The 10,837-nt window shown below is 68.4% G+C and carries 9 protein-coding genes and 1 pseudogene; 8 read left to right on the top strand and 2 right to left on the bottom strand.

Annotation, left to right across the window (positions count from 1 at the left end; translation table 11 throughout):
• Positions 1–343: pseudogene (locus VF697_RS16740) on the top strand (MFS transporter); the annotation flags it as partial.
• Between the two features lie 104 nt (positions 344–447).
• Complete coding sequence (locus VF697_RS16735; RefSeq protein WP_331096151.1) at positions 448–1,434, top strand: hypothetical protein; 987 nt, start codon at positions 448–450, stop codon at positions 1,432–1,434.
• Positions 1,435–1,459: 25 nt separating this feature from the next.
• Here VF697_RS16735 and VF697_RS16730 read toward each other — a convergent pair whose 3' ends face one another.
• Positions 1,460–1,861: a hypothetical protein gene (locus VF697_RS16730; protein ID WP_331096149.1), complete on the bottom strand. Its 402-nt coding sequence runs from the start codon at positions 1,859–1,861 to the stop codon at positions 1,460–1,462.
• A gap of 227 nt (positions 1,862–2,088) precedes the next feature.
• Between VF697_RS16730 and VF697_RS16725 the strand changes: the two genes are divergently transcribed.
• From VF697_RS16725 to tcmP, 4 genes are all read left to right on the top strand, one after another.
• On the top strand, positions 2,089–3,657 hold the full coding sequence (locus tag VF697_RS16725; protein ID WP_331096147.1) for a CapA family protein: 1,569 nt from the start codon (positions 2,089–2,091) through the stop codon (positions 3,655–3,657).
• 213 nt (positions 3,658–3,870) lie between these two features.
• A complete protein-coding gene (locus tag VF697_RS16720; protein ID WP_331096145.1) occupies positions 3,871–5,172 on the top strand; it encodes an MFS transporter in 1,302 nt (433 codons plus the stop codon).
• 125 nt (positions 5,173–5,297) lie between these two features.
• Positions 5,298–6,158 carry a phage Gp37/Gp68 family protein gene (locus VF697_RS16715; protein WP_331096143.1) on the top strand — a complete coding sequence of 287 codons (861 nt, stop codon included), beginning with the start codon at positions 5,298–5,300 and terminating at the stop codon, positions 6,156–6,158.
• A 33-nt stretch (positions 6,159–6,191) separates the two neighbouring features.
• A complete protein-coding gene (gene tcmP, locus VF697_RS16710) occupies positions 6,192–7,328 on the top strand; it encodes a three-Cys-motif partner protein TcmP (RefSeq protein ID WP_331096141.1) in 1,137 nt (378 codons plus the stop codon).
• Positions 7,329–7,402: 74 nt separating this feature from the next.
• Here the strand turns inward: tcmP and VF697_RS16705 are convergent, their stop codons facing one another.
• Positions 7,403–7,876, bottom strand: coding sequence for a hypothetical protein (locus tag VF697_RS16705; protein WP_331096139.1), 474 nt, complete (start codon positions 7,874–7,876; stop codon positions 7,403–7,405).
• Between the two features lie 202 nt (positions 7,877–8,078).
• Here VF697_RS16705 and VF697_RS16700 point away from each other — a divergent pair, with 202 nt between their 5' ends.
• Together VF697_RS16700 and VF697_RS16695 are read left to right on the top strand one after the other, a co-directional pair.
• Positions 8,079–9,869 carry a peptidoglycan-binding protein gene (locus VF697_RS16700; protein WP_331096137.1) on the top strand — a complete coding sequence of 597 codons (1,791 nt, stop codon included), beginning with the start codon at positions 8,079–8,081 and terminating at the stop codon, positions 9,867–9,869.
• A 160-nt stretch (positions 9,870–10,029) separates the two neighbouring features.
• Positions 10,030–10,677, top strand: a complete 648-nt coding sequence (locus tag VF697_RS16695; protein ID WP_331096136.1) for a DUF3575 domain-containing protein — start codon at positions 10,030–10,032, stop codon at positions 10,675–10,677.
• The last annotated feature ends 160 nt before the right edge of the window (positions 10,678–10,837 follow it).

Genomic DNA, 10,837 nt, shown 5'->3' with positions numbered 1-10,837 from the left:
GCTCGGCGCCTCGCTCTTCACCCTCGGGGTGCTCTGGGACTGGGGGACCCTCGCCACCTTCGCCAGCCTCGGCCTCCTGGGGCTGGGGCTCGGGCCGGCCGCCTCCACCTCGCTGATCGGCCCCCAGACGCGCGCCCCCTGGCACCACCGGGGCATGGTGACGAGCGCCCTGTACGCCACCCGCATGCTCGGCGGAACCTTCACCATCGCGGCGATCGACCTCGTCCACGGGAGCTTCGCCCTCCGCTTCGCCCTCGTCGCCGCCATCGCCGGGGTGGCCGCTCTCGTGCTCGCCAGCCTGGCCCCGGGCCGGGTCGTCACCGAGGCCTCCGAGGCCCCCTGAGCTGGGCTCCCCGGGCCTTGCCCGCCTCCCCTCCTCTCGTGCGCCCTCGGCTCCCTGACGGGTTTGTTCGCTCCCGGGCGCCAGAGGCGCCATGATGCGCCCCCATGGGAAGTACGAGGCATCCATGGAAGCCCCTCGGGGCCCCCCTGGCGTTCCTGCTGGGGACGCTGCTCACGGGCTCCGCCGTGCACGCCCAGGACGCGGGCACTCCGGACACCACTCCCGTGGCCCAGGACGCGGGCCCCGCGGACTCCGCCGCCGTCGCTCCGGACCCGGGCGCCCCGGAGCCGGCTCTGGTCCAGGCCCAGGCTCCGGTCCCCGACATCACCCAGTGTGGTGACAAGCAGGTCGGCACCGGCGAGGGCATGCTCCGGCCGCTCGGGCAGGGCTTCTACGCCGATGGCACCCGCGTGCGGCGCGGCTGCACCCTCATCCTCCAGCGCCCGGTGAAGAACCGCCCGCCGGTGCCCTTCGTCCCGGACTCCTTCCGGCCGCTCGGGTGTGGCTTCTTCCGCTACGCCAGCAGCATCTACTGGGCCCAGCCCCTGTCCGCCGAGGACTCCGCGAAGGAGCCCAACGGGCAGTCCGCCGACGTGCTCACGCGGTTGGATCTCGCCGACGCGCAGACCTTCGAGGTGGATGCCGACTGCCGGCCCCGGGACGCGCGCTTCTTCTATCTCAACAACACCCGCCGCCCCGAGCTCCCCGCCTTCGTCGCCGTCCCGCGCGGGGATGGGCAGGGCTACGAGGAGCTCGGCTGCGGCTACGTCCGCTACGAGGGCCGCGTCTTCTTCGGCGCCCGCGTCGTCGAGGGGGTTCATACGTCCTCCTTCACCACCGTGCTGGGCCGCCTGCCCTACCTGGAGTGCGGCGCGGCCACGTACGGGAAGGACCGCGCCAAGGTGTGGTGGCAGCACCTGATGGTGCGCGGCGCGAAGGTGAAGACGTTCCGCATCCCCCAGGCCGACAACGTCGACTTCCGCGTCGCCTGTGACGGCCGCCGCTCGTTCCAGCAGGGCTCGCTGGAGAAGAAGCCGAACGCGCTCTGCCGGCCCGCGAAGAAGGCGGTCAAGGTGAAGAAGCGGAAGTAGACCGGGTCGAGCAGCCCCTGGAAGCTCAGTCGGGGAGCGTGAGCCGCACGGTCTCGGTGAGGACGTGGCACTTGTCCTCGGTCTCGGTCACGGTGACCTGCTGCCGCACGGTGCGCTGGCCGTCGGCGCTCGTGGCCGTGAGGACGAACAGGCCCGGTTGCTCGGGCTCCGTCAGCCACCACTCGCAGTGTCCGGCTTCGGAGCGCAGGCACTCCGCCTGCTGCTCGGGGCCTCCGTCCCGGGTGTAGGTGACGCGGGCGTCCCGCCGCGGGTTGCCCTGCGTGTCCACCACCGTCACCCGCACCGAGGGGCGCGCCTCCAGGGTGCAGGCTTCGTGGAACTCACCTCCCTCACCTTTATAGAGCTGACCACAGGCGGGGAGCACGGCGGACACGGCGAGCAGCAGGGCGGCACGGCGAAGGCGCATCGGGCAGTCCTCGGGTGCTTCGGGGGTGCCCTCTACCCTACGTGACTCGGTGCCCTCCGCCCGCCTCCTCGCCCACCTGGAGGGCTGAAGGGGGATGGGCCTCGCCTGAAAGCCGACGCTTTCCGGCTCGCCATGGAGCCCGCCCGGATGCTCCTCCGTCGAGCGCTGGACGTGGACGCACGCTTTCCTCTGGCTGGGGCCGCTTCACCCTTAAGATGCCCGCCCTCATGCGCTCCCGCTCCCTTCTGCTCTCCGTGCTCGCGCTCTCCGCCCTCGGTGGCTGCGCGACCGCTCGCGGCCCCGTCGTGGCCGAGCCCGAGTCCGCCTCCCGCTCCCAGCCCTCCGACGAGGGCTCCGCCAGCGGCACGGCTTCCACCCCCGCCACTCCAGCCACCCCCGCTGCTCCGGTGGAGCCCGCCGCCCCCGCGGCGCCGGCAGCCGCCGCGGCTCCGGCCGAGCCCGCCGCTCCCGCCGCGCAGGGCGAAGCCGCTCAGGCGGCGGATGCGCACTACGCCCGGGGTGTCGAGGCCCTCAAGGTGAAGGACGCCAACGCCGCCATCGCCTCCTTCTCGGACTGCACCCGCGCCGCTCCCTCCCGCGTGGACTGCCATTGGGAGCTGGGCTGGGCGTACTCGCTCGTCAACCGCTGGTCCGACGCCCTCACCGAGTGGTCCACGGTGCAGAGTCTCGACCCCCAGCACCCGGACCTCGAGGACGCCCTCACCCAGGCCCGCGGTCAGTCCTCCCTCCAGCGGAAGCTCGCCGCCGCCGACGCGAAGCCCGCTCCCCGCACCGCGCCTCCCCCGGGCGCCCGCGTGCGCATCCGCGCCGTGGGGGACGTGATGCTCGGCTCCTCCTTCCCCGAGGGCCTCCTGCCCCCGGACGACGGCGCCGCGAGCCTCGCCAACGTCGCCTCCCTGCTGCGCGACGCGGACCTCACCTTCGTCAACCTCGAGGGCCCCCTCTGCGACAACGGGGAGACCAAGAAGTGCCGCAAGGGTGGCAATTGCTACGCCTTCCGCTCGCCCACCCACTACGGCAACTACCTGAAGGACGTGGGCGTGGACCTGGCCTCCACCGCCAACAACCACTCGGGTGACTTCGGCGAGCTGTGCCGCCGCGAGACCGAGGCCACCCTCGACAAGCTCGGCATCGCCTGGAGCGGCCCTCCTGGCTCCGTCGCCACCGTCGAGCGCAACGGCCTGCGCATCGGCATGGTCGCCTTCCACACCTCGGCCGCCTGCAACTACCTCAACGACACCGCCAGCGCCGCCGCGCTCGTGCGCTCGGCCAAGCAGAACCACGACGTCGTCCTCGTCTCCTTCCACGGCGGCGCCGAGGGCGGCAAGGCCCTCAACATCCCCCAGGGCTCCGAGCTCTTCTTCGGCGAGAACCGCGGCAACCTGCGCCTCTTCACCCACGCCGTCATCGACGCGGGCGCCGACCTGGTGCTCGGCCATGGCCCCCACGTCGTGCGCGCCATGGAGTTCTACAAGGACCGCCTCATCGTCTACTCCATGGGCAACTTCGCCACCTACGGCACCTTCAACCTCAAGGGCCCGCAGGGGCTCGGCTTGGTGGTGGACGTGGAGCTCGACGCCCAGGGCCGCTTCCGCGCCGGCCGCATCCTCCCCACCCGCCAGGAGGGCCGTGGCATTCCCCAGCCGGACGCCTCCGGCGAGGTGATTCCGCTCGTGCGCCGCCTCACCGGCGAGGACTTCCCCGAGACGGGCGCGCAGATTGGCGCTGACGGCACCATCTCGCCGCGCAAGCCCATCGCCGCGGGCGCCCAGTAGTCCGCCGGCACCCACCCGGCTCTCCCCGAGCGCCCGAGGGTCCACGCCCCGGGCGCTCGTCGTCTTCCTGGTTTGCTTTGCATACAAAGGACTTCGTCGGCATTGAAGGCTTGCCGGGTGCCTGGCAGGCGAGTCGACGAGCCATCAATCAATGACGTGTGGGTAGGTACCCACCGAGCGTGTGTCCTCCGGCTGCGTTACAAGGGAGGCGCCGTGCCCGCCCTCCGACTGACTCGCTTCTCCTCGCTCCGTGCTTTCGGGCATCGAGACTTCGTCCATGTCTGGTCTGGCGCCCTCGTGTCCAACATCGGCACCTGGATGGAGACGCTGGCCCTGGGCGTCTTCGTCACCACGGTGACGGGCCGCGCCGAGGCCACCGGGGGCATCGCCGCCCTCACCTTCCTGCCCGCCGTGGTGCTCTCGCCCGTGGGCGGGGCGCTCGCGGACCGGTTCGACCGGCGCGTGTACCTCGCCGTGGGCACGCTCGTGCAGGCGCTGCTGGCCGGCATCCTCACGGTGCTCGCCTTCACCGGCCGCCTCTCGGTGCCCGCCGTCGCCGTCATCTCCCTGCTCAACGGCTGCGCCAGCGCCCTGTCCAACCCGGCCTTCTCCGCCCTCGTCGCCGACATCGTCCCGCCCGAGGATCTGCACAGCGCCGTCAGCCTCAACTCGGCGCAGTTCAACCTGGGGCGCATCATCGGCCCGACGCTCGCGGCGCTGGTGCTCGCCGCGGGGGGGCCCGCCTGGGCGCTCTTCGTCAACACCCTGTCCTTCCTGGCGGTGCTCGTCGCCCTCTCGCGCGTGCGCTCCTCGGGCCGCTCCTCCTCGCAGCAGCGCGAGGCGCTCTGGCCCGGCATCCTGCGCGGCGCGCGCGTGGCGAGGCAGGACGGCGGCATCTTCCTGGCGATGATGGGCACGCTGGCGGTGTCCGCGCTGGTGGCGCCCTTCATCGGCCTGGTGCCTGTGTTCGCCATCCGCGTCTTCCACCAGGGGGCCGCCGCCACCTCGCTGCTCGTCGCGGCGCAGGGCGTGGGCGCGGTGACGGCCGCGGTGATGATCGGCCCCATCGTGGAGGCGTTTGGCCGCAGGCGGGTGCTGGAGGTGTGCCTGCTGCTCATCGGCCCCATGGCGGCGCTGTACTGGATGGCGCCCACCCTGCACCTGGCCGCGCTGGCCATCGTCGGCCTGGGCGCGCTCTACATGTCGACGCTCGCCGGCCTCAACACCACCTGCCAGCTGCGCGCGCCCCCGGACTTGCAGGCCCGCGTCACCAGCCTCTACAGCATGATGCTCGGCGTGGGGTACGCGGGAGGCGTGTGGCTGCAGGGCGCGCTTGCTGACCGCGTGGGCGTACGCTTCGTCACGGCGAGCTCCGCGCTGCTGCTGCTCGCGCTCGTGCTCACCCAGCGCCTGCTGCGCCCGCGCGCCTTCGACGCCACCGAGGCGCCCGTCTCCTTCGCCACCGCCGGGGAGCCGAGTCCCGCGGTGAAGCTCGAGGGCGGCGGGGAGTTCTGAGCACCTTTACCTGTGCTCTCCCAGAGAGAGCACAGGGTATTGAGCTGGTGGCTTGGCGGAAACGGGATGCAGGTTTGGTGCATCGTGTCAGTGCGGCATGACATGCTGGGCGTTCAGGTGATGACTTGAGCGACCACTCCAGAATCGAATGGACCGATGCGACGTGGAACCCCGTTCGGGGCTGCACGAAGATCAGCCCAGGCTGCAAGCACTGCTATGCAGAGACTTTCGCCGAGCGATTCCGGGGAGTGCCGGGCCATCCCTACGCGCAAGGATTCGACCTGCGACTGGTTCCTGAGAAGCTGGCAGAACCCCTTCGCTGGAAGTCTCCGAAGACCATTTTCGTCAACTCGATGAGCGACCTCTTCCACGTGGGCGTTCCGGACGATTACATCGTCGCGGTTGCACGTGTGATGGCGCTCGCACGTTGGCATACCTTCCAGGTATTGACGAAACGGGCAGAGCGCATGTGCGAGCTGTTGACCGGGCCGTTGGCCTTTGCTGCTCGGCTGCCGCACATCTGGTGGGGAGTCAGCGTCGAAGATCGCCGCTATGGACTTCCTCGCATCCAGCATCTGAGGGATGCGCCTGCGCGGGTTCGATTCTTATCGGTAGAGCCCTTGCTGGAGGACGTGGGTCGGTTGGACCTATCGGGCATTCACTGGGTCATCGTTGGAGGCGAGAGTGGCGCCGGTGCAAGACCGATGGCCAGGGAGTGGGTGTCGTCCATTCGAGAGCAATGTGCCAAATCTGGGGTCGCATTCTTCTTCAAGCAGTGGGGAGGAGTTCGTAAGAGCGCAACGGGCCGGACACTCGATGGTCGTACATATGATGAGGTCCCGCAGCGTGTGCTGACTGCCTGCCCACCGGAACTCCAACGCCAGCAGATGCTAGCGCAGGCCGAAGCACTCTCCCAGACGTTGCAGCAGCGTGCCAGAATCGAAGGACGGGAGGCTTGGAGTCCGAACGATCTACGCTCGTCGTAGGTAGGTAGGTAGGTAGGTGGAAGGAGGGGGGAGATGACGATTCCGGAAGAGTACAAAGGCCGGGAGCAAACCTATTTGAAGCATCGGGTGCTCTCGGAGTACCTCGATTCGTGGGCTCACAAATGGGCTTCGATTATTCGAGGACGTAAGTCCGTCAGGCTCTGGTACGTGGACTGCTTCGCAGGCCCCTGGCAGGCCAATGATGAAGCCCTTGAGGATACTTCTGTCGCTATCGGTCTCAATGCCCTGAAGCAAGCTGCTGAGACATGGAGCAGGCAGGGCTTCCACATCGACTTGTCGGCGATCTTCGTCGAGAAGGACAAAAAGGCTTTCGGCCGGTTGGAGTCCTTCCTCAAGAAGAGAGCAGGACCTATCGATGCGAAGCCACTGCCGGGGGAATTCGGAGACTACGTCGACAACATCAACCGAGCCATCCGGAACGATCCGGCCTTCCTGTTCGTGGATCCCACAGGGTGGAAGGGGGCTGGAATGAGGAACATCGCCCCTCTCGCTGGCGTGCGAGGGCGTGATGTCCTCATCAACGTGATGTTCAATCACATCAATCGGTTCAAGGATGATCCACGCTCGTTTCTACGAGAACAGATGCGGGACTTCTTCGGGCTGACCGAAAGTGATGTTCCACCTGCCCTTACGGAGGAACAGCTCTTCTCCCTTTATCGGAAGCAACTACGACAGAAGGGCGGTGTCCGCTTTGCAGCCGACTTGATCATCCCTCATCCCACGCATGATCGGACGTGGTTCCGGCTCGTGATCGGGGGACATAACAAGGCAGTGGTTGATCTCTTCCGGCATGTCGAAAAACGAATCTGTGGTGATGAGGCCGGAGAAGTACGTGAACAGGCGCGAAGTCGCGGTCAACTCAATCTGATTTTGGGTCTGAGCCAGTCGGATCCGACATATGCGCGGCTCCATGATGACGGTCTCCGGCAAGCGTCCGAAGATGTCTTGAAGACGCTGACCGAGAGTTCACCGCAATCATTCGGAGAACTGTGGCCGCAGATCCTATGCGAGAGGCACATCACCAAAGCCGAATTGGGTAAGGAAGTCTGGAAGCTCCATACCCAGGGAAGGTTGGTGATTCAGAACCTCGTTGGGAAGCAACGAACCCCAAAGGACGAAAACCTGCTGGTTCTGCCTGATCAGCAGTGAAGCGAGTACCAAGCTGGATACAAATCCGCGCGCTCCCCTCGGGAGGAGCGCGCAGGTTGTTGGAACGACGTGGACTACTTCGAGTCCACCGTGAGGACCATCCAGCGGTCCGTGGAGTAGTCGATCTTCACGTTGTTCGCGCCGGAGTCCTGGAGCTGCTGCACCACGCGCTCGAGGAACTGGAGCTGCTCCTGCGTCGCGTCCACGAACACGTTCTTGCTGCCCGGGCCCTTGGCCTTCGGCTTCTTCGCCGGCTGCGCGCTCGCGCCGTTCTGCTCGGACGAGGCCACCGCCTTCAGCCGCGAGGCGGCGTCGTCCGCCTGCGTCTCGGTCTCGGTCGAGCTCTCCTCGGCCTTCTCCTCGGTGCCCTCCGCGTCGCGCAGCGCCTGCTCACGCAGCTCGTTGAAGGTCTTGGCGTTCAGCGACGCGCCAAACTTGTCCTTGTAGGCGTCCATCGCCTCGTTGCGGCTGATGTCCGGCTGGTTGCGGAAGAGCTCGAGCAGGAACGCGTGACGCTCCTGAGCCTGGTCGTTGGAAATCCTGGCCATGGTGGGGTTCCTCGGGTTGCTGCGTGCTGCGGGACTGCGGAACGCAGGGCGGCGCAAACTACCCGAGCCCCTGGTGGAGCGGAAGTGGGCCCCTGCTCATCCGTTGCGTATGGCCGAGGTGCACCCGGAGTCGTGGACACGCAACTTCCCACCACCTCGTGCGACAATTCCCTCAAACGTACTCCTTCAAAGGTTTTCGCCCATGACCACCATCAACCGCGCCACGTCCACGCCGGCCCCCCAGCGCACCGAGAGCGCTCCCCGGGTCGAGACCCAGACCGCCGCCCCGAAGGCGGCCGAGCGCAACACCGTCGCCGAGACGCGCAACACCGACGCCTTCGAGGCGCGCGCGCTGCGCTATGACGGCTCCAGGCCGGCGCCGGGTACCACCAACACCCAGGCGTGGATTCCGGTGGACGCCCCGGTGCGCGGCAACCCGTCCAACCGCAACGCCGACACCTACAACGAGGTCCTCAACCAGTTCGCCGTGGGCAACAACCCCCGCTACACCCCGCGCGGCGGCAACACCTACTGCAACATCTTCGTGTGGGACGCCACCAAGGCCATGGGCGCGGAGATTCCCCACTGGGTGGACAACGCCGGCAACCCCACGGGCGTGGGCAAGGGCCGCGAGCTCAACGCCAATGCCACCGTGGACTGGCTGCACCAGCACGGCGCCCGCAACGGCTACCGCCAGGTGAGCGCCGAGGAGGCCCAGCGCCTGGCCAACCAGGGCCACCCCGCCGTCGCCGTGTGGAAGAACCCGGGCGGCATCGGCCACGTCGCCATGGTGCGCCCCGGTGAGGTGACGAGCCAGGGCCCCGCCATCGCCCAGGCCGGCTCGAAGAACTTCAACAACGGCCACGTGAAGGACTCCTTCGGCAACCGCCCGGTGGAGTACTGGGTGAATGACTCGGGCAAGTCCACCGGCTCGCCCGCGCCCACCCCGACGCCGACCCCGACGCCGACGCCCACCCCCACTCCGACGCCCACCCCCGGCGGCTCCACCAGCGTGCCCCAGGTGGACCTCAAGCGCGGCGCCGAGGGCCCCGAGGTGCGGAAGCTCCAGGATGCCCTGGTGAAGCTCGGCTACATGACGAAGGAGCAGGTGGCCACCGGCCCCGGCACCTTCGGCCCGAAGACGGAGTCCGCCGTCGCCAAGTTCCAGGGTGACCACGGCATCAGCCCCAACTCGGGCCTCTACGGCCCCAAGACGCGCGCCGCGATGACGGCCGAGCTCGACAAGCTCAACCGGCCCGCCGTGCCCCAGTCCGACCTGAAGCGCGGCGCCGAGGGCCCCGAGGTGAAGCAGCTCCAGGACGCCCTGGTGAAGCTCGGCTACATGACGAAGGAGCAGGTGTCCACCGGCCCCGGCACCTTCGGCCCGAAGACGGAGGCGGCCGTCGCCAAGTTCCAGGCCGACCACGGCATCAGCCCCAACTCGGGCAACTACGGGCCCAAGACGCGCGCCGCGCTCTCCGAGGCGCTCGGCGGCAGGTCCTCTCCGGGCCCCGTCACCGGCCCCGCCCCCACCCCGCCCACCAGCGGCACCGACGCGGCCAAGGCGGCCCGCATCAATGACATGCTGAAGAACAGCGGGCTGCGCGGCCAGGGCGAGCACCTGCTGGCCATGTCCAAGAAGTACAACGTGCCCGTCGAGCTGGCGCTCGCCATGTTCCAGAAGGAGGCGCAGTGGAACACCACCGGCGTCGCCCCGAGGAACAACAACCCGGGCAACCTGCGCTTCGCCGAGTGGGAGAAGCAGTTCGGCGGCGTGCCCAACGGCGGCTTCACCAAGTTCCCCTCCGTCGAGAAGGGCATCGAGGCCTACTTCCGGCTGATGAACGTCGGCTACCGCCAGTTCATCGACAACAAGGACTGGCAGGGGATGATCAACAAGTACGCCCCTCCCTCCGACGGCAACAACAGCACGCAGTACGCGACGCAGATCGCCCAGTGGATGAACACGTACCGGGCGCAGATCAACGGCTAGTCCCCAGCCCCTGAAGTCCCGAAGTGCCGAGGGCCGGTCACCCGATGAGGGGGCCGGCCCTTCGTGTTTCCACTCAACCCTCTGGAGCCTGGAGGATGGGGCCGTGCACAGGGGTTGCAGAAGGCTCCGGGCGAGGGCCGGGAGCGGTAGGGGGAGTGACATGCGCGCAGTGACGGGAGTGATGGCGGCCCTGCTGGTGACGGCGGCGAGGGCCGAGGAGCCGAGCAGTGAGGGCACGGCCGCCACGAGCGCCACCGCTCGCGAGCTGAGGAAGCGCCGGACGTTCGTGGGGCTGGTGGTGCCGTTGTCGGCCCGTGGCTTCTCGCTGGAAGGAGAGCAGGAGCTGGACGAGCGCTTCTCGGTGAACCTGGGGCTGCGGATGGGCTTCAGCGTGGGCGAGGAGGAGGGCCGCCACGGCGACGAGGACACGCGCTACCTGCTGCTGGGAGCCGAGCCCGGTGCGCGCTTCTATATGACGGGCTCGGCGATGGATGGACTGTGGTTCGGCCCGAGGCTCGAATTGGCGCGAGCGTGGCGGGAGCCGAGCACCGCGACGACTCCAGCCCTGGGGGAGAGCTTTCAGCGGGAGTGGCACATGGGAGGCGCGGTGCTGCTGGGCTACAGCCTCCGCCTGCGCCATGGCTTCAGCGTGCAGGCCGCGCTCGGCGTGGGCGTGACGAACCGGTTCGTCAGGCAGAGCGGGGCCACCGCGCCTCTCGAGGGCGGCGAGCCCCACCCGTGGACCGATTCCTTCGTCGCATGGAACGTAGGCCATCGCGCGCAGCTCGCCGTGGGCTGGACGTTCTGAGCGGGCGGCCTCTCTCCGTCATGGGGGTCAGGGAGTGATGGATTCAATGGTGATGAGGCTGGCGTACCGCTGGAAGTCCGCTGCGTTCCGGGTGGCCAATCGCTGGACGCCATGAGTGCGCATCACCGCGACGAGGTTGCAGTCGTGGAGCTGCTTGCCT

Origin of the sequence: Archangium sp. (genome assembly GCF_036388035.1) — a bacterium.
Classification (GTDB): domain Bacteria; phylum Myxococcota; class Myxococcia; order Myxococcales; family Myxococcaceae; genus Archangium.
The sequence above is the reverse complement of the archived record's forward strand: the minus strand, read 5'-3'. Positions and strand labels throughout refer to the sequence as shown.

Excerpts from the sequence above, each read along its gene's own strand:
- VF697_RS16735 (WP_331096151.1), top strand. The coding sequence starts at position 448 with ATGGGAAGTACGAGGCATCCATGGAAGCCCCTCGGGGCCCCCCTGGCG.
- VF697_RS16730 (WP_331096149.1), bottom strand. The coding sequence starts at position 1,861 with ATGCGCCTTCGCCGTGCCGCCCTGCTGCTCGCCGTGTCCGCCGTGCTC.
- VF697_RS16725 (WP_331096147.1), top strand. The coding sequence starts at position 2,089 with ATGCGCTCCCGCTCCCTTCTGCTCTCCGTGCTCGCGCTCTCCGCCCTC.
- tcmP (WP_331096141.1), top strand. The coding sequence starts at position 6,192 with ATGACGATTCCGGAAGAGTACAAAGGCCGGGAGCAAACCTATTTGAAG.
- VF697_RS16705 (WP_331096139.1), bottom strand. The coding sequence starts at position 7,876 with ATGGCCAGGATTTCCAACGACCAGGCTCAGGAGCGTCACGCGTTCCTG.
- VF697_RS16700 (WP_331096137.1), top strand. The coding sequence starts at position 8,079 with ATGACCACCATCAACCGCGCCACGTCCACGCCGGCCCCCCAGCGCACC.
- VF697_RS16695 (WP_331096136.1), top strand. The coding sequence starts at position 10,030 with ATGCGCGCAGTGACGGGAGTGATGGCGGCCCTGCTGGTGACGGCGGCG.